This window comes from Burkholderia sp. 3C, assembly GCF_054589155.1.
This window is the reverse complement of the sequence record NZ_BAAILN010000030.1, coordinates 246,263-273,222: the sequence shown is the minus strand read 5'-3', so window position 1 is coordinate 273,222 and position 26,960 is coordinate 246,263. Positions and strand designations below refer to the sequence as shown.

Below are 26,960 nucleotides of genomic sequence, written 5' to 3'. Positions count from 1 at the left end.
CACACGGCACACGGCACACGGCACACGGCACACGGCACACGGCACACGGCACACGGCACACGGCACACGGCACACGGCACACGGCACACGGCACGGCGCCGGCCGCCGATCACATCAAGCCGTGATCGCCGCCTGCAGCAGCGCCGGCACGCGCGCGAGCGGCGCGAGCAATGCCGCGTCGTCGATGCCGTAGCCGCGTTCGAGCACGCGCGCGGCATCGAGATAATCGACCTCGACGCGCCCGTCCACCGTCTGCCGCACCACCAGCTTCAACGGCAATTCCACGGCCGCGCGCGGCTCCCGCAGCATGACCGGCGTGCCGGCCTTCGGATTGCCGAACAGGATCAGCACGGTGGGCGGCATCGTCATGCCGGCATCCGCGGCGGCCGCCGCCTGATCGATCTCGGCGAAGATCCGCAGCCCGCGTTCGGCGAGCGCGTCGCGCAGGCGCGCGAGCGTGGCGTCGAAGCCGACGCCGCTCGGCCAGGTTGTCACCGCGTCGCGGCGTGATTCATTCAGTCGATCCAGCGAATCCATGCGCATCTCCCGATGGGTCCTGCGGTTTTCCGCGAGCTTGCGCGCAAACGGCCGCCGCGCCCAGCGCCGTTCGTCTCGCCGACATGCCCGAACGTCTCGTCGTCGCGCGTTCCTGTGCAGGAAATCGTCGCGATACGTGCGGTCCCATGTCACGCAGACTTTCTCCGAACGTTGTACGCTTACGGCTTCGCGCGGATTGGCGCTGCACTGTGCCGGTGCAAGCCGCCCGGTCACGCATCGATATCCCGCCGCTTCATCCCGCAACGGCATGACACAGGTCCGGCCCGTCATGCCGTCACAGTGCGCTCCGGTTGGCAAGCCGCAACGGGCGCACGTCGCGCCGGCCGACGCGCCGGCGCACGCATGACGAATTGGCCGTTCCTTTTCTCGATCAGGTGGATACCCAGATGACGACTACGAATTACTCGGACACCCAACTTCTCATCAACGGCGAGTGGTGCGACGCCGTGAGCGGCAAGACCATCGACGTGGTCAACCCGGCGACGGGCAAGGTGATCGGCAAGGTGGCCCACGCCGGCATCGCCGATCTCGACCGTGCGCTCGACGCGGCCCAACGCGGCTTCGAGGCATGGCGCAAGGTGCCGGCGCACGAACGCGCCGGCGTGATGCGCAAGGCCGCCTCGTTGGTGCGCGAACGTGCCGACGCGATCGCGCAACTGATGACGCAGGAGCAGGGCAAGCCGCTTGCCGAAGCGAAGATCGAAGTGATGTCGGCCGCCGACATCATCGAATGGTTCGCCGACGAAGGCCGCCGCGTGTACGGCCGCATCGTGCCGCCGCGCAACCTGTCGGTTCAGCAGACGGTGGTCAAGGAGCCGATCGGCCCGGTCGCCGCGTTCACGCCGTGGAACTTCCCGGTCAACCAGGTGGTGCGCAAGTTGAGCGCGGCGCTGGCCACGGGCTGCTCGTTCCTCGTCAAGGCGCCGGAAGAAACCCCGGCCTCGCCCGCGCAACTGCTGCGCGCGTTCGTGGATGCGGGCGTGCCGGCCGGGGTGGTGGGCCTCGTTTATGGCGATCCGGCCGAGATCTCGAACTACCTGATCCCGCATCCGGTGATCCGCAAGGTCACGTTCACGGGCTCGACGCCGGTCGGCAAGCAACTGGCCTCGCTGGCCGGCCTGCACATGAAGCGCGCCACGATGGAGCTGGGCGGCCACGCACCGGTGATCGTCGCGGAAGACGCCGACGTCGAACTCGCGGTCCGGGCCGCGGGCGGCGCCAAGTTCCGCAATGCCGGCCAGGTCTGCATCTCGCCGACGCGTTTCCTGGTCCACAACAGCCTGCGCGACGCGTTTGCACAGGCGCTGGTCAAGCACGCCGAAGGCCTGAAGGTCGGCGACGGCCTGGCCGCCGGCACGCAACTCGGGCCGCTCGCCAACTCGCGCCGTCTGACGGCGATGGCGAAGGTGGTGGACGACGCGCGCAAGACGGGCGCGAAGATCGCCACGGGCGGCGAGCGCATCGGCAGCGAAGGCAACTTCTTCGCGCCGACCGTGCTGACCGACGTGCCGCTCGAATCGGACGTGTTCAACAACGAACCGTTCGGCCCGATCGCGGCGATTCGCGGTTTCGATTCGCTCGACGAAGCGATTACCGAAGCGAACCGCCTGCCGTACGGCCTGGCCGGTTACGCGTTCACGAGCGCGTTCAAGAACGTGCATCTGCTGACGCAGCGTCTCGAAGTCGGCATGCTCTGGATCAACCAGCCGGCCACGCCGTGGCCGGAAATGCCGTTCGGCGGCGTCAAGGATTCGGGCTACGGTTCGGAAGGCGGCCCGGAAGCGCTCGAGCCGTACCTCGCGACGAAGGCCGTGCAGGTCACGGCGGCCTGAGTGTCGGCCTGAGTGCGGGCTTGACACGCTGCACCGACAACGCGCCCTGCGGGGCGCGTTTTTTTATGCCTGCGCCCATGTGATGCCTGGCTCGGGTGAAAAGATGCGCAGCACGTATACGGACGCGGCGTGCGGTCCGAAAATTGCTGCACCCGCAACGATGCGCCGCCGCGTGCGGGGGCCGATCTTCGATGCCCGCTTGTGCCGGCCCCTGCGTGGTTTAATGGCGCCGATCTGTTGGCGCGCCAGGCGGTAACCCCCACCGGCCGCCGCGATTCCCGCTCATCCTTTTCATGCCCGGAGCTTGCCCGTGTCTGCCGAATCCCCCGTTCAACCCGCGATCGTCTGGTTTCGCGACGACCTGCGCATCACCGACAACCCGGCGCTCGCGCGGGCGGCGGAATCGGGCCGGCCGTTCGTCTGCGTCTACGTGTTCGAGCGCGACGGCACCCGTCCGCTCGGCGGCGCGGCGCTCTGGTGGCTCGACGGCGCACTGCGCGCGCTCGACGCATCGCTGGCCGCGCACGGCGGCAGCCTGCTGGTGCTCGAAGGCAACGAGCGCGAGACGATCGCCGAACTGGTGAGCGCGCTCGATGCCGGCGCGATCTACTGGAACCGCCGCTACGACGGCCTGGCACGCGAAACCGACGCCGCGCTCAAGCATGATCTGAAAGAAGCCGGTGTCGAGGTCGAGAGCTTCAACGGCGCGCTGCTGCGCGAGCCGTGGGAATTGCAGACCGGCAGCGGCAGTGCGTTCCAGGTGTTCACGGCGTACTGGCGCGCGGCGTTGCGCAGCGGCGATGTGCGCGCGCCGCTGCCGGAGCCGGCCGAGTGGACGTTCCATGCGCTGCCGGCGGCCGTCGCACGCCGCGCCACGCGCATCGACGCACTGGGCCTGTTGCCGACCCGGCCCGATTGGGCCGGCGGCATGCGCGAGGCGTGGACGCCTTCCGAGGACGCCGCGTTCGAGCTGCTCGAACGTTTTCTCGACAAGCGGATTCGCGGCTACGGCGACCAGCGCGATCGCCCCGATCTGCCGGCCACGAGCCGGCTCGCGCCGTACCTGCGCTTCGGCCAGTTGTCGGCGCGGCAGGTCTGGCATGCGGCGATGACGACGTCGCGCGAGGGCGGGGCGGCGGTGGGCGCCGATATCGAGAAATTCGTCAGCGAGCTGGGCTGGCGCGAATTCAACACCAGCCTGCTGTTCCACTTCCCCGAACTGCCGACCCGCAACTACCGCGACCGCTTCGACGCGATGCCGTGGCGTACCGACGACGCCGGCTTCGAGGCCTGGTGCCGCGGCCGCACCGGCTATCCGCTGGTGGACGCCGGCATGCGCGAGCTGTGGACCACCGGCTTCATGCACAACCGCGTGCGGATGGTGACGGCGTCGTTCCTGATCAAGCATCTGCTGATCGACTGGCGCGCCGGCGAGCGCTGGTTCTGGGACACGCTGGTCGATGCCGACATCGCCAACAACTCCGCGAACTGGCAGTGGGTGGCCGGTTGCGGGGCCGATGCCGCGCCGTATTTCCGCATCTTCAATCCCGTCACGCAGGGCAAGAAATTCGATCCGGAAGGCGATTACGTGCGGCGCTGGGTGCCCGAGCTGGCGGGCCTGCCGGCCGATGCGATTCACGAGCCGTGGCGGGCCAAGCCGATGGTGCTGGCTGCCGCCGGCGTGCGGCTCGGCCACACCTATCCCGAGCCGATCGTCGATCACGACATGGCGCGCAAGCGCGCGCTCGACGCCCTGGAGGCGACCAAGGGCTGACGCGCCGGTGCGTGTTGTTCAGTTGTGTTGCGCGGCCGTGTCCGGGTTGAACCGGACAGTACACGCGCCACGCCCCCCGACTGGAACGCCTGTGGCACAGTGCCTCGACCTGTCTGCCGAGGAGACCGCGATGTCCGACGTTCCGCCGAGCCTGCCGCCCGAGCCGTTCACCGTGCAGGCCGCCGACGGCTTCCCATTGAAGGGCTTTGCCTGGCGGCATCGCGCGCCCGACGCCGAGCGTCCCGTGGTGATCGTGCAGTGCGCGACCGCGGTGCGCTGCCGCTATTACTTCCGCTTTGCCGCCTGGCTGTTCGCACAGGGCTGCGACGCGCTCGTCTACGACTATCGCGGCATCGGCGAATCGCGCCCGGCGTCGCTGCGGGCGCTGCGCGCCAACTGGCTCGACTGGGGCCGGCTCGACAGCGAGGCGGTGCTGCAATACGTCATGCGGCAGTTTCCGGGGCAGCCGATCGACATCGTGGCGCACAGCGTGGGCGGCTTCGCGTTCGGGCTGGCCGCCTCCAACGGCCGGGTGCGGCGCGCGGTGACGGTCGGCTCGCAAACGGCCCACTGGCGTGATTACGCGGCCGGCATGCGGCTGCGCATGACGCTGAAATGGCACGTGGCGATGCCGCTGCTGGCCCACCTGTGCGGCTATCTGCCGGCGCGCCGGCTCGGCTGGATGGAGGACGTGCCCAAGGGTGTCGCGCTGTCGTGGAGCCGCAGCCGGCCGCGCTTCGAGGACACCTACGTGCGTGCGCCGATCGTCGAGACGCCGCAGGAGCGGGGCGCGATGGTCGAGCGCTTCACGCGCTTGCGTGCGCCGCTGCTGGCGATCAGCGTGACCGACGATCCGTTCGGCACCGTCGCCGCGACCGAGCGCCTGCTCGGCTACTACGTCAACAGCCCGGTGACGCATCTGCGCATCGCGCCGAGCCGGATCGGCGTGGATGAAATCGGTCATTTCGCGTTTTTCCACAGCCGGTTCGAAGCGAGCCTGTGGCCCGTCGCGTTGCACTGGCTGCGTCACGCGGCGTTGCCGGCCGACGCGCCGGGCGAGGTGCTGCGCCAGCCCGCGCCGATGCCCGAGGCAGCGCTGCCGCCCGGTGCGATCCGGTAAGATCGGCGGCTCCTGTTTGCTGCTCCGTTTCGCGTCATGGCTTTCTCATCCGATTCCGCTCCGTCTGCTTCCTCCGGCCTGCCGGCGCTGCCCGTGCCCGCCGCGGACGCGATCGCGCCGCACCGGCTCGTGCCGCTCGCCGTGCCACCGGCCGCCGGGCGGGCCGGGGTGGGGCTGCTGCGTGTCGATTTCGCGTTCGGCACGCCGCTCGACGCGCCGGCCCATGCCGCGCTCGACGCGGCCGAACGCGCGCGCGCCGCGCGTTTCCTGCGCGCCGACGACGCCACGCGCAGCGCGGCCACGCGTGCCGCCTTGCGCGCCGTGCTCGGCCTGACGCTCGGCGTGCCGGCCGCATCGCTGCGTTTCGTGGCCGACGAGGCGGGGCGGCCCGCGCTCGCGGGCGAGGCGGGGGCCGGCGGGGTGGCCGATTGCGCACAGCTCGATTTCAACGTCTCGCATTCGGGCGCGCATGCGCTGATCGCGTGGAGCACATCGACGCGGGTCGGCGTCGATATCGAAGCGCCGCAGGCGCGCGTCGAATGGGCCGCACTGGGCCGCATGGTGTTCGCGCCCGACGATGACGCCGCCGTCCACAGCCTGCCGCCCGACGCGCGACGCGACGCGTTCTTCCGCGTGTGGACCGCGAAGGAGGCGCTGCTGAAGGCGCTCGGCGTGGGCATCGCGGGCGGCCTGAGCGCGTTCTCGGTGCTCGATCCGGCCGCGCCCGGCGTGCTTGCGCCGCGTGTGGTCGATCCGGCCGCGCCGGCCAGCGGTGTGGCGGCGTTTACCGCCGCGTGGATCGACGCCGCGCCGGGGCATCCGGCCTGTCTTGCGTGGCGGCCGGTGGCGGGGTAACGCCGGGGCTTCGGCCTGTTATCGTCCGCAACAAGGCTCGCCGCGCGCGTCGCCACGACCTTCCGCATCGCCTCCCTGTCGCCGCACCCACGCCGTGATTTTTGCCGCGGCGGCGCGATCGCGCGCGTCGTTTCCTGCCCGGCGCGCCCGGTTTTCATCGGTCATCCCGATCCCGCCTCGGCCGCTGTCCGACAAGCCTGCTGGCCATTCGGACCGGCCCCCGCCAGCCCGTTTGCCGATCCACCCGACCCGGCTGAAACCCACCCCAATCGCTAGGGAAATCCCTGAGCGCCGAATTTTGAAAACGAGTTGTCTATACAAGTGTGCGCGTCTACACTTCTCGGCACCTTACTTGTATAGACAGGACGCTCTCATGATCTCGTTGACCCCCGGCCATCTGACGCTTGCCCAACTCCGCCGCATCGCCCGCGAGCCGGTCCGGATCGAACTCGATCCCGCCAGCTTCGCGGCGATCGACCGGGGCGCGCAGGCGGTGGCCGACATCGCGGCGAAGGGCGAGCCGGCCTATGGCATCAACACCGGCTTCGGCCGCCTGGCCAGCACCCATATCCCGCACGACCAGCTCGAACTGCTGCAGCGCAACCTCGTGCTGTCGCACGCCGTGGGCGTGGGCGAGCCGATGAAGCCGGCCGTGGTGCGGCTGCTGATCGCGCTGAAGCTGTCGAGCCTCGGCCGCGGCCATTCGGGCATCCGCCGCGAAGTCATGAATGCGCTCGTCACGCTGTTCAACGCCGACGTGTTGCCGCTGATCCCGGTCAAGGGCTCGGTGGGCGCCTCGGGCGATCTGGCTCCGCTCGCGCACATGTCGGCCACGCTGCTCGGTATCGGCGAGGTGTTCGTGCGCGGCGAGCGCGCCAGCGCGGCCGACGGCCTGCGCTCGGTCGGGCTCGCGCCGCTCACGCTGCAGGCCAAGGAAGGCCTCGCGCTGCTGAACGGCACGCAGGCGTCCACCGCGCTGGCGCTCGACAACCTGTTCGCGATCGAGGATCTGTACCGCAGCGCGCTGGTGTCGGGGGCGTTGTCGGTGGACGCGGCGGCCGGCTCGGTCAAGCCGTTCGACGCGCGCATCCATGAACTGCGCGGCCATCGTGGCCAGATCGAGGCGGCCGCTGCCTATCGCGCGCTGCTCGACGGCTCGAAGATCAACGTCTCGCACCAGGATTGCGACAAGGTGCAGGACCCGTACAGCCTGCGCTGCCAGCCGCAGGTGATGGGCGCCTGTCTCGACCAAATGCGCCACGCCGCCGACGTGCTGCTGATCGAAGCCAACGCCGTGTCCGACAACCCGCTGATCTTCCCGGATACCGGCGAAGTGCTGTCGGGCGGCAATTTCCACGCCGAGCCGGTGGCGTTCGCGGCCGACAACCTCGCGCTGGCCGCCGCCGAAATCGGCGCGCTGGCCGAGCGCCGCATCGCGCTCTTGATCGACGCGACGCTGTCGGGCCTGCCGCCGTTCCTCGTCAAGGATGGCGGCGTGAATTCGGGCTTCATGATCGCCCACGTCACGGCGGCCGCGCTCGCCTCGGAAAACAAGACGCTGGCGCACCCCGCGTCGGTCGATTCGCTGCCGACCTCGGCCAACCAGGAAGATCACGTGTCGATGGCCACGTTCGCCGCGCGCAAGCTCGGCGACATCGCCGAGAACGTCGCCGCGATCCTCGCCATCGAGCTGCTGGCCGCCGCGCAGGGCGTGGACCTGCGCGAGCCGTACGCCACCAGCCCGGCGCTGCAGGGTGCGATGCGCACGATCCGCGAGCAGGTTCCGCATTACGACCTCGACCGCTACTTCGCGCCCGACATCGCCTCGATCACTCAGCTCGTGCGCGGCGGCGCGTTCGCCAAGTTGAGCCCGCTGTCGTTCGCGTCCGAGCAATAAGTCGATGAGCACGCCGGCTTACCAGGAAATCAAGGACTTCATCCTCGCCCGGATTCACGCGGGCGAGTGGGGCGAGGGCGACCTGGTGCCGTCGGAGAACGAACTGGCGCGCGACTTCAAGGTGGCGCGCATGACCGTGAACCGCGCGCTGCGCGAGTTGACGGCCGAGCAGGTGCTCACGCGCGTGCAAGGCGCCGGCACGTTCGTGGCGCGGCCGAAATACGAGTCGACGCTGGTGGCGATCCGCAGCATTTCCGACGAGATCGCCGCGCGCGGCCATCGCTATCAGGCGCGCGTGCTCGAACTGGTGACGATCGAGGCCGATGCGGCGCTGGCCGGCGAGATGCAGGTGGCGCCGGGCGCGTGCCTGTTCCGCTCGGCCGTGCTGCATGCCGAGAACGACGAGCCGGTGCAGTTCGAACAGCGCTGGGTCAATCCGGCCGTGGCCGGCGAATACATGCAGCAGGATTTCACGCGCGTCACGCCGAACCAGTACCTGATGCGCGTCGCGCCGTTGCAGCGTGTCGAATACCGGATCGAGGCAACCGCGCCCGAGGCGGCATTGCGCGAGCAACTGGCGATGGGCGAGGCCGAGCCGTGCCTCGTGCTGCATCGGCGGACCTGGTCGCAGGGCATCGTCGCCTCCATCGCGAACTTGTGGCACCCGGGCAGCCGCTACCGCTTCACGGGGCATTTCTGAACACCTGAATCGAACCGGGCCGGCCGCCGCGTGCGGGCCGCGCCTTGCCAGCCTGATCGCACTATTTGGCACTATTTCGCACCATTCACTTTCGTTGGGAGCAGCCGTCATGAACCATCCGAAGCATATCGATCCGCGTCTCGATCCGACCCGCGTGATCCGCGCGCCGCGCGGCAGCGAGAAGACTTGCAAGACCTGGCTGGCCGAGGCGGCCTATCGCATGTTGCAGAACAATCTCGATCCCGAGGTGGCCGAGCATCCGCATGCGCTGGTGGTGTATGGCGGCATCGGCCGCGCCGCGCGCAACTGGGATTGCTTCGACCAGATCCTGGCCTCGCTCAAGGATCTGGAGGACAACGAAACGCTGCTGATCCAATCGGGCAAGCCGGTGGGCGTGTTCCGCACCCATGCCGACGCGCCGCGCGTGCTGCTCGCCAATTCGAACCTCGTGCCGCATTGGGCCACCTGGGATCACTTCAACGAACTCGATCGCAAGGGCCTGATGATGTACGGCCAGATGACGGCCGGCAGCTGGATCTACATCGGCAGCCAGGGCATCGTTCAGGGCACCTACGAAACCTTCTTCTCGGTGGCGAACCAGCATTTCAACGGCGATCCGTCGGGCCGCTGGATTCTGACGGGCGGCCTCGGCGGCATGGGCGGCGCGCAGCCGCTGGCGGCCACCATGGCCGGCTTCTCGATGCTGGCCGTGGAATGCGACGAGTCGCGCATCGATTTCCGCCTGAAGACGCGCTACGTCGACAAGAAGGCCACCACGCTCGACGAAGCGCTGGCCATGCTCGACGAGGCCAAGCGCGCCGGCAAGCCGGTGTCGATCGGCCTGCTCGGCAATGCGGCCGACGTGTTCGCCGAAGTGGTGGAGCGCGGCATCGTGCCCGATTGCGTGACGGACCAAACCAGCGCGCACGATCCGATCAACGGCTACCTGCCGCAAGGCTGGGGCGTCGAACAATGGCGCGAGGCTCAGAAGGTCGATCCGCAAAGCATCGTGCTGCCGGCCAAGCAATCGATGGCCAAGCAGGTGCAGGCCATGCTGACCTTGCAGGCGCGCGGCGCGGCCACGCTCGATTACGGCAACAACATCCGCCAGATGGCGCTCGACATGGGCGTGAAGAACGCGTTCGATTTTCCGGGCTTCGTGCCGGCCTATATCCGCCCGCTGTTCTGCGAAGGCAAGGGGCCGTTCCGTTGGGTCGCGCTGTCGGGCGATCCCGAGGACATCTACAAGACGGACGCGAAGGTCAAGGAACTGATCCCCGACGATCCGCATCTGCACAACTGGCTCGACATGGCGCGCGAACGCATCGCGTTCCAGGGCCTGCCGGCGCGGATCTGCTGGGTGGGCGTGAAGGATCGTTACCGTCTCGGCCAGGCGTTCAACGAGATGGTGAAGAACGGCGAACTGAAGGCGCCGATCGTGATCGGCCGCGACCACCTCGATACCGGCTCGGTGGCCAGCCCGAACCGCGAAACCGAAGCGATGAAGGACGGCTCGGACGCGGTCAGCGATTGGCCGCTGCTGAACGCGCTGCTCAATACGGCGGGCGGCGCGTCGTGGGTGTCGCTGCATCATGGCGGCGGCGTGGGCATGGGCTTCTCGCAGCATTCGGGCGTGGTGATCGTGGCCGACGGCACCGATGCCGCGCACGAGCGCCTCGGCCGCGTGCTGTTCAACGATCCGGCCACGGGCGTGATGCGTCACGCCGACGCCGGCTACGAGCTCGCGCGTGACACGGCGCGCGAGGCAGGGTTGAAGCTGCCGATGCTGGGTCGATGAGCGAGGCCGCGATGCGAACCGAGCCCCGTGTTGCGCTGATCCGGGCCGACGCGCTCGTTGCGTCGCCGTGGAAGAACGGCGGCGGCGTGACGCGCGAGATCGCGGCCGAGCCGCCGGGTGCGTCGCTCGACGCGTTCGCGTGGCGCGTCAGCGTCGCCGACGTCGCGCAGCCCGGCCCGTTTTCGCGCTTTCCCGGCATCGATCGCACGCTGGTGCTGCTGTCGGGCGCAGGCATGACACTGGTCGCCGAGGGTGGCCCGCGCACGCTGCTGGCCGAGCCGCTCGATCGTTACGCGTTCGATGGCGAACTGGCGCTGTCGGCCGAGCTGACCGCCGGCCCCACGCGCGATTTCAACCTGATGACGCGCCGCAGCGCCGTGACGGGCCGCGTGTCGGTGATGACCGACGGCGCGTCGCTCGAATCGCGCGCACCGTGCGTGCTGCTGTTCTGCGCGCATGGCACGCCGGCCGTTGCGATCGACGGCGGTGCCGAGCACCGGCTGGGCGCGCTCGACACCGTGCGTATCGATTGCGACCTCCAGGCCGATGCCATTGCCGCGAGCGCATCCGTGCGCTGCACGATGCGCGGCGATGGCGCGCTGCTTTGTATCGAACTGTTCCCGAAGGCGGCCGACTTGGCTGCATGACACCATGACCGCGACTGTCTGGCTTGACCTCAATCTCTGCGCGTCGGGCGACCCCGAAGACGCGACCCTCGATGCGGCGATCGCCGTCGATCACGACGGCACGATCGCCTGGCTTGGCCCGCGCGCCGACCTGCCTGCCGCCCATGCCGGCTGGCCGCGCGAAAGCCTCGGCGGCGCATGGGTGACGCCGGGCCTCGTCGATTGCCATACGCATCTCGTCTACGGCGGCCAGCGTGCCGACGAATTCGCACTGCGGCTGGCCGGCGCGAGCTACGAGGAAGTGGCGCGGCGCGGTGGCGGCATCGTTTCGACCGTGCGCGCGACGCGCGAGGCCGACGAGGCCACGCTGTTCGCGCAGGCCGCCGCGCGCCTCGCACCGTTGCTGGCCGAAGGCGTCACCGCGATCGAGATCAAGTCGGGCTATGGCCTCGATCTCGACAGCGAGCGCAAGATGCTGCGCGTCGCGCGCCGGCTCGGCGAACGGTTTCCGGTGGACGTCTACACCACGTTTCTCGGCGCGCATGCGCTGCCGCCCGAATACGCGGGCCGCGCCGACGACTACATCGATCTCGTCTGCAACACCATGCTGCCCGCGCTGGCGGGCGAGGGGCTGGTCGATGCGGTCGACGTGTTCTGCGAGCGGATCGGGTTTTCGCTGGCGCAGAGCGAGCGCGTGTTCGAAGCCGCGATGCGGCATGCGCTGCCGGTCAAGATCCACGCCGAGCAGTTGTCGAACGCGGGCGGCACGGCGCTGGCCGCACGCTACCGCGCGCTGTCGGCCGATCACCTCGAGTATCTCGACGAGGCCGGCATCGAGGCGATGAAGGCGGTGGGCACCGTGGCCGTGCTGCTGCCCGGTGCGTACTACTTCATCCGCGAAACGCAGTTGCCGCCGCTCGACCTGCTGCGCCGGCATGGCGTGCCGATCGCGATCGCCACCGATCACAACCCCGGCACCTCGCCGCTGACCTCGCTGCTGCTGACCATGAACATGGGCTGCACGCTGTTCCGCATGACGGTGCCCGAGGTGCTGCTCGGCGTGACGCGCCATGCGGCGGCGGCGCTTGGCCAAAGCGGCCGGCACGGCCTGCTCGCCGCAGGACGCGCGGCCGATTTCGCGGTCTGGCCGGTGACGACGCTGGCCGAACTGGCCTACTGGTTTGGCCGCCCGCTGTGCGAGCGCGTGGTCAAGCGCGGCGCCACCGTGTTCCGGCGCGCGCCGCTGGCGCACGCCATCAACGAAGGGAATCCGACACGATGAACCAGGCGATGCTGTTTGCCGAGCATGCGTTTCTGCCCGATGGCTGGCAGCGCGACGTGCTGTTGAGCTGGGACGAGCACGGCATGCTGACCGAGGTGCAGGCGGGCGCCGAATGCCCGCGTGGCGTCGCTCGGGCACGCGGGCCGCTCGCGCCCGGCATGCCGAACCTGCATTCGCATGCGTTTCAGCGCGCGATGGCGGGCTTGACCGAATATCGCGCCAATCCGTCCGACAGCTTCTGGAGCTGGCGCGACCTGATGTACCGCTTCGCGCTGAAGCTCACGCCCGACGCGCTCGGCGCGATCGCGCGCTGGCTCTATGTCGAGATGCTGAAGTGCGGCTACACGTCGGTTTGCGAATTCCATTATGTCCACCACATGCCGGATGGCGCGCGCTATCCGCGGCAGGAGGAACTGGCGCGGCGCGTGGTGGACGCCGCGCGCGAGGCCGGCATCGGCATCACGATGCTGCCGGTCGCCTACCGCTACAGCGGCTTCGGCGAGAAGCCGCCGCGCGACGACCAGCGCCGCTTCATCAACAGCAACGATCAACTGCTCGGCCTGCTCGATGCGTTGCGCGCGGGCGTGCCCGAACATGGCGGCCTGCGCTATGGCATTGCGCCGCATTCGCTGCGCGCCGTGTCGGAAGACGGCCTGCGCGCGCTGCTGGCGGGGCTGCCGGCCGATGCGCCGGTGCATATCCATATCGCCGAGCAAACCGCCGAGGTGGACGATTGCGTGCGCACCACCGGCATGCGCCCGGTGCAATGGCTGCTCGATCGTTTCGCGGTGGATCGTCGCTGGTGCCTCGTGCATGCGACGCATGTCGACGAGGCCGAGACGGCCGCGCTCGCGGCGAGCGGCGCGGTGGCGGGCCTGTGCCCGACCACCGAGGCGAATCTCGGCGATGGCGTGTTCCCGGCCGTCGATTATCTGGCGCAGGGCGGCGTGATCGGCATCGGCTCGGACAGTCACGCGAGCGTGGACTGGCGCGCCGAGTTGCGTCTGCTCGAATACGGCCAGCGGCTCGTGCGCCGCGAGCGCAACGTGCTGGCCAGCGCCGCGCAGCCGCAGGTGGCGGACCACTTGTTCGCGGCCACGCTCGACGGCGGCGCGCAGGCGGCCGGCCGCGCGATCGGCGCGCTGGCCGTCGGCAAGCGCGCCGACTGGATCGTGCTCGACCCCGATCACCCGTCGCTGATGGAGCGCGGCAGCGAAAGCTGGCTGTCCGGCGCGGTGTTTGCCGAGCATGGCGATACGCCGGTGCTCGATGTCTATACCGGCGGCGAGCGGGTGGTCGAGGCGCGCCGTCATCGCGACGAGGCGCAGGCCTACGCCGGCTACCGCCGCGCACTCGCCGAACTGCTGCGCTGAAACCCGTCGCCCCCTTCGACAAGGATTCCCAACCGATGAACGCCGTGAACCCCCCCGCCGTTTTCACGCTGCATCCGGGCAGCCTGCCGCTGCTCGTCTCGATTCCGCATGCGGGCACCTATCTGCCCGACGACATCGTGCGCACCATGATGCCGGTCGCACGCCACGTCGACGATTGCGACTGGCATCTCGAACGGCTGTACGGCTTCGCGCGCGCGCTCGGCGGCTCGGTGCTGGCGCCGTCGCATGCGCGCTACGTGGTCGACCTGAACCGGCCGCCCGACAACGCGAACCTCTATCCGGGGCAGGACACCACGGGCCTCGTGCCGGTCGATACCTTCGACAAGGAAGCGCTGTATCCGGATGGCGGCCAGCCCGACGAGGCCGAGATCATGCGGCGTCGCGATCGTTACTGGCTGCCGTATCACGCGGCGCTGAAGGACGAACTGGCGCGGCTGGTGGCCGTGCATGGCCGCGCGCTGTTGTGGGAAGCGCATTCGATCCGCTCGCATGTGCCGCGCTTCTTCGACGGCCGGTTGCCCGATTTCAACTTCGGCACCGCCAACGGTGCGAGCGCCGCGCCGGGCCTCGGCGAAGCGCTGGCCGAGGTCGTCACGCGACAGGGTGCGTTTACGGCGGTGGCGAACGGGCGTTTCAAGGGCGGTTACATCACGCGTCAGTACGGTGCGCCCGAGGCGAATATCGATGCGGTGCAGCTCGAACTGTCGCAGATCACCTACATGGACGAGGCGCGTCCGTATGCCTACGACGAGCGCAAGGCAGAGGTCGTCGCGCCGTTGCTCGAAACGCTCGTGAAGACGGCGCTCGCGTATCGGTGAACGCCGTGCGCGGGAGAGGATGGACGACAACGGGCGGCGCGATGCCGCCCGTTTTTCATCGCAGGCGGATCAGCGTCGATTTCAGTTCGGTGTACTTCTCGAGCGCGTGCAGCGACTTGTCGCGGCCGTTGCCCGATTGCCGGTAGCCGCCGAACGGGAAGTTCATGTCGCCGCCTTCCTCGTAGCAGTTGACCCACACGGTGCCCGCGCGCAGGCGGCGCGATACCTCGTGCGCGGTGGCCAGATCGCTGGTCCACACGGCGGCTGCCAGCCCGTAGTCGCTGTCGTTGGCGATGCGCACCGCTTCGTCGATCGTGTCGAACACGATCACCGAAAGCACCGGCCCGAAGATTTCCTCGCGCGCGATGCGCGTGGCGGCATCGGTTTCGAACACGGTGGGCTCGACGTAGAGGCCGCCCGACGCGTCGTTCACGCGCTTTCCGCCCGCCAGCAGCGTGGCTTCCGCGCGACCGGTTTCGATATAGCCGAGCACGCGTTCGAGCTGGACGGCATCGATGATCGCGCCCATCGAGGTGGCCGGGTCGAGCGGGTTGCCGGGGCGATAAGCCTTGGCGGCATCGAGCAGTTTTTCGACGAAGCGCTCGCGTATGTCGCGATGCACGAGCAGGCGCGAGCCGGCACTGCACATCTCGCCCATGTTGTAGAAGATCGCGCCGGCCGCGGCGGACGCCGCGCGATCGAGATCGGGGCAATCGGGCAGCACGATGTTCGGCGACTTGCCGCCCAGTTCGAGCCAGACGCGCTTCAGGTTCGATTGCCCCGCGTATTGCATGATCTGCTTGCCGACCGCGGTCGAGCCGGTGAACGTCACGCAATCCACGCCGCCGTGCAGCGCCAGCAGCTTGCCCGCCTCGCCGCCGCCCGGCAGCACGTTGAACACGCCGGCCGGGATGCCGGCCTCGAACGCGAGCTGGGCGACACGGATCGCCGTCAGCGGCGATTTCTCCGAGGGCTTCAGCACCACGCTGTTGCCGGCCGCGAGCGCCGGCGCGAACTTCCAGGCCGCCATCAGCAGCGGGAAATTCCACGGCACCACCGCGGCCACCACGCCCACCGGTTCGCGCGTGACGAGGCCCACCAGCTTCGGGTCGACGGGGGCGACCTCGCCGCCGATCTTGTCGATCGCCTCGGCGAACCATTCGACGCAATAGGCCGCGCCGGGGATGTCGACCGAGGTGGTGTCGGCGATCGGCTTGCCGGCGTCGAGCGTTTCGAGCACGGCCAGTTCGTCCTGGTGCGCGCGCAGCGCCGCCGCGAAACGCAGCAGGATCGCGCGCCGCTCGCGCGGCGCGAGCGTGGCCCAGCCGGCGCCGTCGAACGCGCGGCGCGCCGCCGCGACGGCGGCGTCGACCTCCTCGGGGCCGCTCTCGGTGACGGTGGCCAGCACGCGGCCGTCGATCGGGCTCACGCAGTCGAAATGGCGGTGGGCGGTGGTGCGATAGGCGCCGTCGATGAAGGCGCGGCCTTCGATCGACAGCGAGGCGGCAAGCTTCTGCCAGTCGGCGAGCGTCGTGTTCATCGGCATATCCTCGGGCATGAGCGGGCGCGGATCGGCGTTTCGGCCGGCGCCCGGGTGGCGCAAGTGCAGGGGCGGGTGATGATTTGTAGCAGATCGGGCGCGCGGGTTTCAAGCGCCGTTCGCGCTCTGGCGATTTTTGAAACCTGGATTGACGGCTTGCCGGAATCCGTTAAGCTGATCGACAGCAAGCCGTCATGTCGATCGTACCGGCCCGGGTTTCGCCCGCTGGCCGGCCTGCGCGAGGTTGCCGATGCGCGCAGCAGTGTCACGATCGTCGCCGACGGCCAGCCGGCGTGTCGAGCGCTCGTGCGAATTCATCTCCCGTGGGGCTCGGCGCGTTCACTCCGTCCAACAGTCAGTCGAGTGTGATCGTGAGAGTCCTTGGCCCCCTGGTCAGACGGGATCGACGTTGCGTCGCGGCCTCGCCGCATGCGGCGTCGTCACCCGAACCGGGCTACGGCGAGTACCGCGTCAGCCCAAACCTGCCTATCTTCGGCGTCCTGTCGCGACGCTGCGTGCGCCGCTTCAATGTCGGCGCGGTTCGTGCGCATAGCGCGCTGCGGCCGTATCACGTCGCTTCCTTGTTGCCCTAGCGCCTCCGCGCCCGGTTTCTTTCCGCTGTGTTCCGTGTCGTCTTGCGGCGGCGATCCGCTTGCGCCGGGGTGGGTGCCGACCGTCGCGAGCCGCGGCGGCGTTGCACCTTCCGCGTGGCCGTGCTGTGGCATGGCGAGGCGGGCGCGCGCAATGCCTGCGCCAGCCGTCGCGTTGTCTTGTGCGCTTACGCGTCACCGCCGAGCGTTGCGGAACGCGCGTACGGCGTTCGTACCCCAAGCAGCGAAGCGCGATCGCTCACGTGAGGCCGGTGTGGCGTCGCGCCCGCTCGCGCTCGTTCCTGCCCCCGAACCGGAGGCCCCATGATTCCATCCCGACCCGGCAAGCCGCTGGTGGCCGTCAGTGCCGATCGCGTGATGGCCGGTCCGCATCCGTCGCATTCGGCCGGCGAGAAATATATCGATGCGGTCGTCGATGGTGCAGGAGCGCTTGCGTTGGTGTTACCCGCGCTCGGCGCTCGGCAATCCGTCGACGATCTGCTCGACACGATCGACGGCCTGCTGCTGACCGGCAGCTATTCGAACGTCGAACCGCAGCGCTACGCAGGCCCCGCCAGCACGCCCGGCACGCTGCACGACGTCGCGCGCGACGCCACCACCTTGCCGCTGATCCTCGCGGCGATCGATGCCGGCGTGCCGGTGCTCGCGCTCTGCCGCGGCCTGCAGGAGCTGAACGTGGCGTTCGGCGGCACGCTGCACGCGCGCGTGCACGAGGTGCCGGGCCGCTTCGATCACCGCGAGGACAAGGCCGCGCCGCTCGATGCGCAATACGGCCCCGCCCATGCGATCCACATCGTGCCGGGCGGCATGCTGGCGCGTATCGCCGGTGGCGCGACCGAGGCGCAGGTCAATTCCTTGCATGCGCAAGGCATCGACCGGCTGGGCGAAGGCCTGGTTGTCGAAGCGGTGGCGCCCGACGGGCTGATCGAGGCGATCGGCGTGCGCGACGCACCCGGCTTCGTGCTCGGCGTGCAGTGGCACCCGGAATGGCAGTACGCGAAGCATCCGCTTTCGCAGGCGATTTTTGCAGCCTTCGGCGAGGCATGTCGTGCCCGAAGGCGCACCGCGGCCGCTCAGGCCGCCCGGGCATCGGTGCGCACCTGAGCGCGCCGATGCCCATTCAACGAGGCTCCCATGCAAGACCTTGATGATTTCATGAAGCAGCACCGGATCACCGAAGTCGAGGCGATCATTCCCGATATGGCCGGCATCGCGCGCGGCAAGATCATTCCGCGCAACAAGTTCGAAACCGGCGAATCGATGCGGCTGCCGCAGGCCGTGATGGTGCAGACGGTCACCGGCGACTATCCCGATGACGGTTCGCTGACCGGCGTGACCGACCCCGACATGGTGTGCGTGCCCGACGCCTCCACGATTTGCCTGATTCCGTGGGCGTCGGATCCGACCGCGCAGGTGATTCACGATTGCGTCCACTTCGACGGCACGCCGGTGGCGATCTCGCCGCGCTACGTGCTGCGCCGCGTGCTCGATCTCTATCGCGCCAAGGGCTGGCGGCCGGTGGTGGCGCCCGAGCTGGAGTTCTATCTGGTCGAGATGAACAAGGACCCGGACCTGCCGCTGCGCCCGCCGATCGGCCGCACCGGGCGAGCCGAAACGGGCCGCCAGTCGTATTCGATCGAGGCCGTCAACGAGTTCGACCCGCTGTTCGAGGACATCTACGAATACTGCGACCTGCAGGGCCTCGACATCGACACGCTGATCCACGAAGTGGGCGCGGCGCAGATGGAGATCAACTTCCAGCACGGCGATGCGCTGTCGCTGGCCGATCAGGTGTTCCTGTTCAAGCGCACCGTGCGCGAGGCGGCGCTGCGCCACAACATGTACGCCACGTTCATGGCCAAGCCGATGGAGAACGAGCCGGGCTCGGCGATGCATATTCACCAGAGCCTGGTCGACGTCGACAGCGGGCGCAACCTGTTCGTCGACGCGCAGGGCGAATCGACCGACCTGTTCCGCCACTACCTGGCCGGGCTGCAGAAGTACACGCCGGCGCTGATGCCGATCTTCGCGCCGTACATCAATTCGTACCGCCGGCTGTCGCGCTTCATGGCCGCGCCGATCAACGTGCAGTGGGGCTACGACAATCGCACCGTGGGCTTTCGCATTCCGCATGCGGGGCCGGCCGCGCGCCGCATCGAGAACCGGATTCCGGGCGTGGATTGCAACCCGTATCTCGCCTTGGCGGGCACGCTCGCGGCCGGCTATCTCGGCATGACGCAGCAGTTGAACCCCACTGCGCCGCTCGCGGCCGACGGCTACAACCTGCCGTACCAGTTGCCGCGCAACCTGGAGGAAGGACTCACGCTGATGGCCGCGTCCACGCCGCTGGCGGAAATCCTCGGCGAGAAGTTCGTGAAGGCCTATCTGGCGCTGAAGGAAACCGAATACGAGGCGTATTTCCGCGTGATCAGTTCGTGGGAACGCCGCCATCTGCTGTTGCATGTCTAACGCCATCGCGGCGCTGCGGCGCCGCCACACGGAGGACCCATCATGACCCAACGCATCGGCGAATCCGCCTATGTCCAGACCGTGCAGGCCTCGGCCCCGGCCAAGGCCGCCGCGCGCTCCACCGCCGAATACCGCGCGCTCGACGCGGCTCACCATCTGCATCCGTTTTCCGACATGGGGGCGCTGAACGCCGCCGGCAGCCGTGTGATCGTCGGCGCGCACGGCGTGCATCTTCAGGATTCCGATGGAAACCGCATCGTCGACGGCATGGCCGGCCTGTGGTGCGTGAACGTGGGCTACGGCCGCGAGGAACTGATCGAGGCCGGCGCGCGCCAGTTGCGCGAGCTGCCGTTCTACAACACGTTCTTCAAGACCACCCATCCGCCCGTGATCGAGCTGTCGGCGCTGCTGGCCGAGATCGCGCCGCCCGCGTTCAATCGTTTCTTCTATTGCAACAGCGGTTCGGAGGGCAACGACACGGTGTTGCGCATCGTGCATCAGTACTGGCTCACGCAGCGCCAGCCCGGCAAGAAATATGTGATCTCGCGGCGCAACGGCTATCACGGCTCGACGATCGCGGGCGGCACGCTCGGCGGCATGGATTACATGCACGAGCAGATGCCGTCGAAGGTCGAGCACATCGTCCATATCGATCAGCCGTATTTCTTCGGCGAGGCGGCCGACGGGCAGACGCCCGAGGCGTTCGCGCTGGAGCGCGCGCGCCAGCTCGAAGCGAAGATCCTCGAACTCGGCGCCGACAACGTGGCCGCGTTCATTGGCGAGCCGTTCCAGGGGGCGGGCGGCGTAATCTTCCCGGCCTCGACCTACTGGCCCGAGATCGAGCGGATCTGCCGCAAGTACGATGTGCTGCTGGTGGCCGACGAGGTGATCGGCGGCTTCGGCCGCACCGGCGAGTGGTTCGCGCATCAGCATTTCGGCTTCGAGCCGGACCTGATGACGCTGGCCAAGGGGCTGACGAGCGGCTATGTGCCGATGGGCGCGGTGGCGCTGTCGGACCGGATCGCCGATGCGCTGATCGCGCACGGCGAGTTCAACCACGGCATGACCTACTCGGGGCACCCGGTTGCGGCGGCGGTGGCGGTGGCGAACCTGAAGGTGCTGCGCGACGGCGGCGTGGTCGAGCGCGTCAAGCGCGAGATCGGGCCGTATTTCCAGCAGCGCCTGCGCGACGCGCTGGCGGGCAGCCCGATCGTCGGCGAGATCGCCGGTGCGGGGCTGGTGGCCGGCATCCAGCTTGCGCAGGATCGCACCGCACGCCGGCGCTTCGCCAACGGTGGTGAGGTCGGCACGATCTGCCGCGACTATTGCTTCAACGGCAACCTGATCATGCGCGCGACCGGCGACCGCATGCTGCTGTCGCCGCCGCTGGTGGTGAGCCGGCAGGATGTCGACGAGATCGTCGACAAGGCCGCGCGGGCGATCGCCTCGACCGCGAAGCAGATCGGCATGGCGTGATCGATCGCCGCCGCCGCTGTCTGTGGCCCGTGGCTCGTTGCCGAAACGTCGCACGATCGTGACAGGACGCCGTGTGATTGTTTCGTATTGTTAAGGATGCGTCGCATCGCGGCGACGGCTGTCGCAAGGCCGAGACGGATCGTCTATGCTGCTTGAACGAGGTCGGCGCAAGTGCCGGCCTCGCCGCATCGAAGCACGGCGGAGAACAGGCCGCGGACAGCGGACACGATCGGAGGCGTTGCGATGAAGTGGAACGGGCGGACGAGCTGTGCGGTAACGATGCTGATGGCAGCGTTGGCGATGACGGGATGCGCGTCGTCGGGGCCGCAGAAGCCGGTGTATCGCGACATGTGGGCGTCGGTGCCGGCTGCGGCGGCCGGGCAGGGGCGCATCGTGTTCTTCCGTCCCGAGGCGCGGCTCGGCGGCGTGAGCGGCGACAAGGTGCGGATCAACGATCAACTGGTGGGCGAGGTGCCGAACGGCGGCTTCTTTTACCTCGATGCACCGGCCGGCCAATACGTGATCACCACGTCGAGCGCACCCGACAAGCCGTTGACGATCGATCTGCCGCAGGGCGACACCCGATACGTGCGCTTGCAGGTGCCGTTCGCGCTGATCGCGGGGCCGCTGACGCCGTCCCTCGAACGCGAGCCGGCCAAGGCGCGCGAGGCGTTGACGATGCTGCACTACGTGGGGAATCGGCCCGGTGCGGGCGGCAAGGCGCAGTAGGCGAGGGCGCGCGTATTACGCGAACTGCGTGGCAAACCGGACGCGCAAAGAAAAACGGCCTGAATCGCGAGATTCAAGCCGTTTTTTCCTAGGCGTTGCCGCCTGAATTCTTTGGTGGGCGGTACTGGGATCGAACCAGTGACCCCTGCCGTGTGAAGGCAGTGCTCTACCGCTGAGCTAACCGCCCAAAGAGCCTTGAATTATGACGGGGCTCGGTTACTTCGTCAAGCCTTTTTTCGTCTCATTCCATCCGGCGGGATGCGATCCGTGCCGTAGCGCGAATCGAGGCGTGATTCTAACGGGATCGTTCACTTTTTTCCAGCGTTATTTCACATCCTTGTCGCAGCGGCTGCGAGGGGACGCGAACGAACGCCGGAAAACGCCGTCAGCCCTGCGTCGGCGGCACGAAACCGGTTGCCTGATCGGCGCCTTCGCCGAAGAAATACTTTTCGGTCTGCTTGATCAGATACTGGCGCGCACGCGGGTCGGCCATGTTCAGGCGGTTCTCGTTGATCAGCATCGTCTGCTGCTTGAGCCAGCCCTGCCAGGCTTCCTTCGAGATGCTTTCATAGATGCGCTTGCCGAGTTCGCCCGGCAGCGGCGGAAAATCGAGGCCTTCGGCTTCCGTGCCGAGTTTGGCGCATTGAACCATACGGGTCATCGTTGACTTCTCCTGTGATCGACGGGGAGGTGGCGCGCGTTGCGCCGCTCAGAGCTGCTTCATCAGCACGAGCGACTTGCGCTGCCAGTTATAAAGTTTGCGGCGGTCTTCGGGCAGGTCTTCCACGCTGACCTTGACGAAGCCGCGCTTCAGGAACCAGTGTTCGGTGCGCGTGGTCAGCACGAAGATCCGCGTCAGGCCGCGTGCGCGTGCCCGTTGCTCGACGCGCTTGAGCAGGCGCTCGCCGTCGCCCGAGCCTTGCGCTTCGGGCGCGACGGTCAGGCAGGCCATCTCGCCGATCTTCTCCTGCGTATACGGATAGAGTGCGGCGCAGCCGAACAGCACGCCATCGTGCTCGATCACCGAGAAGTGATCGATGTCGCGCTCGATCTGGTGGCGGCCGCGGCGCACCAGCGTGCCGTCGCTTTCGAGCGGCTCGATCAGCGTCAGGATGCCGCCGACATCGTCCGGCGTGGCTTCGCGCAGGCTTTCCAGGTTCTCGTACGAGATCATGGTGCCCACGCCGTCGTGCAGGAACAGTTCGAGCAGCACGCTGCCGTCGAGCGAATACGGCAGCAGGTGGGCCCGCGCCACGCCGCCCCGGCAGCCACGGATTGCGTGTTTCAGGTAGAACGCCTCGTCGCCCTGCACGTTGCCCGAATCGAGCAGGTCCGCAGCCGCGTCGAGCGACATTTCGCGGATCAGCTCGTTCTCGGCGTCCATCACGCCGAGTTCCTCGGTCAGGAAGATCAGCTTGTCGGCGCGCAGCGCGATCGCGGCGGCCGAGGCGACGTCTTCCATCGACAGGTTGAACGCTTCGCCGGTGGGCGAGAAGCCGAGGGGCGAGAGCAGCACCAGCTTGCGGCTTGCCAGCGAGTGGCGGATCGACTCGGCGTCGATCTTGCGGACCACGCCCGTGTGCTGGAAGTCGACGCCGTCGACGACCCCGACCGGCCGCGCCGTGACGAAGTTGCCCGACACGACGCTGATGTGCGCGTGCGCCATCGGCGAGTTCGGCAAGCCCTGGCTGACCGCAGCCTCGATGTCGAGGCGGACTTCGCCGGCGGCTTCCTTCGAGGATTCGAGCGCGCGCGCATCGGTGATGCGCAGGCCGTGCGAAAACTCGGATTCGACGCCGTGCAGGCTCAACTGCTCCTCGAGCTGGGGCCGCGAGCCGTGCACCAGCACGATCTGGATGCCCATCGCCTGCAGCAGCGCGATGTCGGCAACCAGCGCGTTCAGCAAGCCTTGCTGCACCACCTCGCCGCCGAAACCGACGACGAAGGTGCTGTTGCGGAACTTGTGAATATAGGGAGCGACGGAGCGCATCCAGTCGACGAACTGGGCGTGGCTGATCGCGGTCGCGTCGACGGGCGACAGCGCCGAGGCGGCGGGGAGGTCGGTTTGGGAATTCATGGGCGGGATTATAATGCGCCCCCATGTCGAATGTACCCAAAAGCTCCGCACCGAATCGCACCGATGCGCCGGCCGGCGACGCGCCGCAGGCATCGCGCCCGGAGCGGCGCCCGCAAGCCGCGCCGTCCTCCGTTTCTTCCCCGTCCGGCCAGGTGTCGCAACCAGCCCACAGCCCGCGCGCCGAACGGCCGCCCCGCGAAGGCGGCGAGCGCCGCGAGGGCAAGCCGCGCCGGGAATCCGGCAATGGCCGCGAGGGCCGCGAAAGCCGCGAGGGCAAGCCGCCACGGCTCCCGCGCGAGGCCGGTCAGCCGCGTCAGGCCGGCGAATCGCGCGCCGATGCCCGAGCCGAGTCGCGTCCCGATTCCCGTGTCGAAGCACGTCCGGAACCACGCCCGCCCCGTGAGCCCCGCGAGCCGCGCGCTCCCCGGCCGCCGGTGACGCCGAATCCGGTCCCGCCGATCACGTTCCCCGAAAGCCTGCCCGTCTCGGGCAAGCGCGAGGAGATCGCGCGCGCGATTGCCACCAACCAGGTGGTGATCGTCTGCGGTGAAACCGGCTCGGGCAAGACCACCCAGTTGCCGAAGATTTGCCTGGAACTGGGCCGCGGCCTGGGCGCGGGCGGCAAGGGGCTGATCGGCCATACCCAGCCGCGCCGGCTGGCCGCGTCGTCCACCGGCCGCCGGATCGCCGAGGAACTGGGCACGCCGTTCGGCGAGGTGGTCGGCTACAAGGTACGTTTTACCGATAATCTCGCGCCCGGCGCCTCGGTCAAGCTGATGACGGACGGCATTCTGCTGGCCGAAACCCAGACCGATCCGCTGCTGCGCGCCTACGACACGCTGATCATCGACGAGGCGCATGAACGCAGCCTCAACATCGATTTCCTGCTCGGCTACTTGCGGCAGGTCCTGCCGAAGCGCCCCGACCTGAAGCTGATCGTGACGTCGGCCACCATCGACGCCGATCGCTTCGCGCGCCACTTCGGCAGCGAGACGAAGCCGGCGCCGGTGATCGAGGTCAGCGGCCGGCTGTACCCGGTCGAAATGCGTTACCGCCCGATCGCCGACGATCGCTCGGCGGCCGTGCGCAACGCCGAAGGCGCGTCGAGCGGGCGCGAGCGCCAGAAAACCGCGCGCGAGGCCGAGCGCGACCTGATGGACGGCATCGTCGATGCGGTGGACGAGCTGTGCCGAGAAGGCCCCGGCGACGTGCTGGTGTTCCTGCCCGGCGAGCGCGAGATTCGCGACGCGGCCGAGGCGCTGCGCAAGCACCATCCGCCGCATACGGAAATCCTGCCGCTGTTCGCGCGGCTGTCGGCGGCCGACCAGGAGCGCGTGTTCAAGGGTTCGAACGCGCGCCGCATCGTGCTGGCCACCAACGTGGCCGAAACCTCGCTGACGGTGCCGGGCATCCGCTATGTGGTGGATACGGGGCTGGCGCGCGTCAAGCGCTATTCGTATCGCAACAAGGTCGAGCAGTTGCAGGTGGAATCGATCTCGCAGGCCGCCGCCAACCAGCGCGCCGGCCGTTGCGGCCGGGTGGCCGACGGCGTCTGCATCCGGCTCTACGAGGAAAGCGACTACACGGGCCGCGCGCGCTTCACCGATCCGGAAATCCTGCGCTCGTCGCTGGCCGCCGTGATCTTGCGGATGAAGTCGCTGCACCTCAGCTCGATCGAATCGTTCCCGTTCATCGAGCCGCCGCCGGGCCGCGCGATCGCCGACGGCTATCAGTTGCTCAACGAACTGGGCGCGGTGGACGACGACAACGCGCTGACGCCGCTCGGCCGCGAGCTGGCGCGCCTGCCGCTCGACCCGCGCGTGGGCCGCATGATCCTGGCCGCGCGCGACCAGCAGGCGCTGCGCGAGGTGCTGATCATCGCCAGCGCGCTGTCGGTGCAGGACCCGCGCGACCGGCCGATCGAGGCGCAGGAGCAGGCCGACCAGGCGCACCGCAAGTTCGCCGACGAACGCTCCGAATTTCTCCAGTGGCCGCGCATCTGGGCCTGGTTCGAGGAGGCGGTGGCGCACAAGAAGTCGAACCGTCAACTGGTGGACGCGTGCCGCGCCAACTTCCTGTCGCATCTGCGGCTGCGCGAATGGCGCGACGTTCATTCGCAACTGCTGACGGTGGTGCGCGAGCTCGGCTGGCGTCTCAACGAAACCGAGGCGACCTTCGAGCAGGTGCATTTGTCGCTGCTGACGGGCCTGCTCGGCAATATCGGCATGAAGGCCGACGACGAGCCGCATTATCTCGGCGCGCGCGGCATCAAGTTCCACCTGTGGCCCGGCTCGGCGCTGGTCAAGAAGGCCGGGCGCTGGGTGATGGCCGCCGAACTGGTGGAAACGAGCCGGCTCTACGCGCGCGGGCTGGCGAAGATCGAACCCGAATGGGTCGAGAAGGTCGGCTCGCATTTGTTGAAAACCTCGCTGTCCGAACCGCACTGGGAGAAGAAGCCTGCCCAGGTGTCGGCATTCGAGCGCGGCGTGCTGTACGGCCTGACGATCTACAACCGGCGCCGCGTGGCGTTCGGCAAGCAGGACCCGAAGCGCGCGCGCGAGCTGTTCATCCGCGGCGCGCTGGTGGAGGGCGAATTCGATACGCGGCTCGCGTTCTTCGCGCACAACCGCAAGCTGCTGGCCGACATCGAGCAGCTCGAACACAAGTCGCGCCGGCAGGACGTGCTGGTGGACGACGAGCTGATCTTCGGCTTCTACGATCAGGCCGTGCCGGAAGGCATCCACACCGGCGCGTCGTTCGAGCGCTGGTATCGCGACGAACTGAAGAAAAGCGGCCAGCCCGAGGACAAGCTGCGCCTGTTGTATCTGTCGCGCGACGACCTGATGCGCCACGAGGCGGCCGGCGTGACGACCGAGCTGTTCCCGAAGCGCCTGACCATGGCCGGCGTGGAGATGGGGCTGTCCTACCACTTCGAGCCGGGCTCGCCGCGCGACGGCGTGACCTTGCAGGTGCCGCTCTACGCGTTGAACCAGGTCGACGCGCGCCGCGCCGAATGGCTGGTGCCGGGCATGCTGAAGGAGAAGGTGCAACTGCTGCTGAAGTCGCTGCCGCAGAAGCTGCGCCGCCATTGCGTGCCGCTGCCCGAGTTCGCGGCCGGCTTCGTCGAGCGTTCGGGCGCCGAGCGCTTCGGCGCGGGCGCGCTGGTCGAGCTATTGATCGCCGACATCCGCCATCAGACGCAGATCGCCATGAAATCCTCGGATTTCAAGCTCGAAACGCTGCCGGCGCACCTGTTCATGAATTTCAAGGTGATCGACGAGCACGGCCGCCAGCTCGGCATGGGCCGCAATCTCGCGCAGTTGCGCGGCGAACTGGGCATGCAGGCGCAGCAGCATTTCCAGAAGATCGCCGCGGCGGCCACGCTGACGGCCGCCGGCGAGGAC

The 26,960-nt window shown here is 68.5% G+C and carries 20 protein-coding genes and 1 tRNA gene; 16 read left to right on the top strand and 5 right to left on the bottom strand.

Going from position 1 to position 26,960, the window contains the following annotated elements; all coding sequences use genetic code 11:
- Positions 1-114: 114 nt before the first annotated feature.
- Positions 115-537: a DUF302 domain-containing protein gene (locus ACYP33_RS05250; protein ID WP_459620166.1), complete on the bottom strand. Its 423-nt coding sequence runs from the start codon at positions 535-537 to the stop codon at positions 115-117.
- Between the two features lie 407 nt (positions 538-944).
- On the opposite strand from ACYP33_RS05250, the gene ACYP33_RS05245 reads away from it, so the two are divergent.
- The 11 genes from ACYP33_RS05245 to hutG all read left to right on the top strand — a co-directional run bounded on the left by ACYP33_RS05245 (position 945) and on the right by hutG (position 14,654).
- On the top strand, positions 945-2,390 hold the full coding sequence (locus ACYP33_RS05245) for an NAD-dependent succinate-semialdehyde dehydrogenase (protein ID WP_459620164.1): 1,446 nt from the start codon (positions 945-947) through the stop codon (positions 2,388-2,390).
- A gap of 310 nt (positions 2,391-2,700) precedes the next feature.
- The gene (locus tag ACYP33_RS05240; RefSeq protein WP_414451407.1) at positions 2,701-4,164 is read left to right on the top strand and encodes a cryptochrome/photolyase family protein; all 1,464 of its coding nucleotides are present in this window, start codon (positions 2,701-2,703) and stop codon (positions 4,162-4,164) included.
- 130 nt (positions 4,165-4,294) lie between these two features.
- Complete coding sequence (locus ACYP33_RS05235) at positions 4,295-5,284, top strand: alpha/beta hydrolase family protein (RefSeq protein ID WP_459620162.1); 990 nt, start codon at positions 4,295-4,297, stop codon at positions 5,282-5,284.
- Positions 5,285-5,320: 36 nt separating this feature from the next.
- The gene (locus tag ACYP33_RS05230; protein ID WP_459620160.1) at positions 5,321-6,139 is read left to right on the top strand and encodes a 4'-phosphopantetheinyl transferase family protein; all 819 of its coding nucleotides are present in this window, start codon (positions 5,321-5,323) and stop codon (positions 6,137-6,139) included.
- Between the two features lie 373 nt (positions 6,140-6,512).
- The gene (gene hutH, locus ACYP33_RS05225) at positions 6,513-8,036 is read left to right on the top strand and encodes a histidine ammonia-lyase (RefSeq protein ID WP_459620158.1); all 1,524 of its coding nucleotides are present in this window, start codon (positions 6,513-6,515) and stop codon (positions 8,034-8,036) included.
- Between the two features lie 4 nt (positions 8,037-8,040).
- Positions 8,041-8,736 (top strand): histidine utilization repressor, encoded by a 696-nt coding sequence (gene hutC / locus ACYP33_RS05220; protein WP_414451410.1) that lies wholly within the window; start codon positions 8,041-8,043, stop codon positions 8,734-8,736.
- A gap of 109 nt (positions 8,737-8,845) precedes the next feature.
- Positions 8,846-10,534 (top strand): urocanate hydratase, encoded by a 1,689-nt coding sequence (gene hutU, locus ACYP33_RS05215; RefSeq protein WP_459620155.1) that lies wholly within the window; start codon positions 8,846-8,848, stop codon positions 10,532-10,534.
- A gap of 11 nt (positions 10,535-10,545) precedes the next feature.
- A complete protein-coding gene (locus ACYP33_RS05210) occupies positions 10,546-11,181 on the top strand; it encodes a HutD/Ves family protein (protein WP_459620153.1) in 636 nt (211 codons plus the stop codon).
- A 4-nt stretch (positions 11,182-11,185) separates the two neighbouring features.
- Positions 11,186-12,442, top strand: coding sequence for an imidazolonepropionase (gene hutI, locus ACYP33_RS05205; RefSeq protein ID WP_459620151.1), 1,257 nt, complete (start codon positions 11,186-11,188; stop codon positions 12,440-12,442).
- On the top strand, positions 12,439-13,815 hold the full coding sequence (locus ACYP33_RS05200; protein WP_459620149.1) for a formimidoylglutamate deiminase: 1,377 nt from the start codon (positions 12,439-12,441) through the stop codon (positions 13,813-13,815). Before hutI ends, ACYP33_RS05200 begins: the two co-directional genes overlap by 4 nt.
- 35 nt (positions 13,816-13,850) lie before the next feature.
- On the top strand, positions 13,851-14,654 hold the full coding sequence (hutG, locus tag ACYP33_RS05195) for an N-formylglutamate deformylase (RefSeq protein ID WP_459620147.1): 804 nt from the start codon (positions 13,851-13,853) through the stop codon (positions 14,652-14,654).
- A 55-nt stretch (positions 14,655-14,709) separates the two neighbouring features.
- Here hutG and ACYP33_RS05190 read toward each other — a convergent pair whose 3' ends face one another.
- Positions 14,710-16,194 carry an aldehyde dehydrogenase gene (locus ACYP33_RS05190; protein WP_459620145.1) on the bottom strand — a complete coding sequence of 495 codons (1,485 nt, stop codon included), beginning with the start codon at positions 16,192-16,194 and terminating at the stop codon, positions 14,710-14,712.
- Between the two features lie 914 nt (positions 16,195-17,108).
- Between ACYP33_RS05190 and ACYP33_RS05185 the strand changes: the two genes are divergently transcribed.
- The 4 genes from ACYP33_RS05185 to ACYP33_RS05170 all read left to right on the top strand — a co-directional run bounded on the left by ACYP33_RS05185 (position 17,109) and on the right by ACYP33_RS05170 (position 21,479).
- Positions 17,109-17,909 (top strand): gamma-glutamyl-gamma-aminobutyrate hydrolase family protein, encoded by an 801-nt coding sequence (locus ACYP33_RS05185; RefSeq protein WP_459620143.1) that lies wholly within the window; start codon positions 17,109-17,111, stop codon positions 17,907-17,909.
- 30 nt (positions 17,910-17,939) lie between these two features.
- Positions 17,940-19,274 (top strand): glutamine synthetase family protein, encoded by a 1,335-nt coding sequence (locus ACYP33_RS05180; RefSeq protein ID WP_414451417.1) that lies wholly within the window; start codon positions 17,940-17,942, stop codon positions 19,272-19,274.
- Between the two features lie 42 nt (positions 19,275-19,316).
- Positions 19,317-20,750, top strand: a complete 1,434-nt coding sequence (locus ACYP33_RS05175; RefSeq protein WP_459620141.1) for an aspartate aminotransferase family protein — start codon at positions 19,317-19,319, stop codon at positions 20,748-20,750.
- A gap of 285 nt (positions 20,751-21,035) precedes the next feature.
- Entirely contained in the window at positions 21,036-21,479 is a 444-nt protein-coding gene (locus ACYP33_RS05170) for a DUF2846 domain-containing protein (protein WP_459620139.1), read from the top strand.
- A 112-nt stretch (positions 21,480-21,591) separates the two neighbouring features.
- Here ACYP33_RS05170 and ACYP33_RS05165 read toward each other — a convergent pair.
- The 3 genes from ACYP33_RS05165 to argA form a co-directional block, all read right to left on the bottom strand.
- Positions 21,592-21,666 (bottom strand) — tRNA-Val (locus ACYP33_RS05165).
- A gap of 198 nt (positions 21,667-21,864) precedes the next feature.
- The gene (locus ACYP33_RS05160; RefSeq protein ID WP_414442569.1) at positions 21,865-22,140 is read right to left on the bottom strand and encodes an oxidative damage protection protein; all 276 of its coding nucleotides are present in this window, start codon (positions 22,138-22,140) and stop codon (positions 21,865-21,867) included.
- 48 nt (positions 22,141-22,188) lie between these two features.
- Entirely contained in the window at positions 22,189-23,556 is a 1,368-nt protein-coding gene (argA, locus tag ACYP33_RS05155) for an amino-acid N-acetyltransferase (RefSeq protein WP_459620137.1), read from the bottom strand.
- A 23-nt stretch (positions 23,557-23,579) separates the two neighbouring features.
- Here argA and hrpA point away from each other — a divergent pair.
- Positions 23,580-26,960, top strand: a 3,381-nt coding sequence (gene hrpA / locus ACYP33_RS05150; RefSeq protein ID WP_459620135.1) for an ATP-dependent RNA helicase HrpA, incomplete at its 3' end; no start/stop codon positions are given.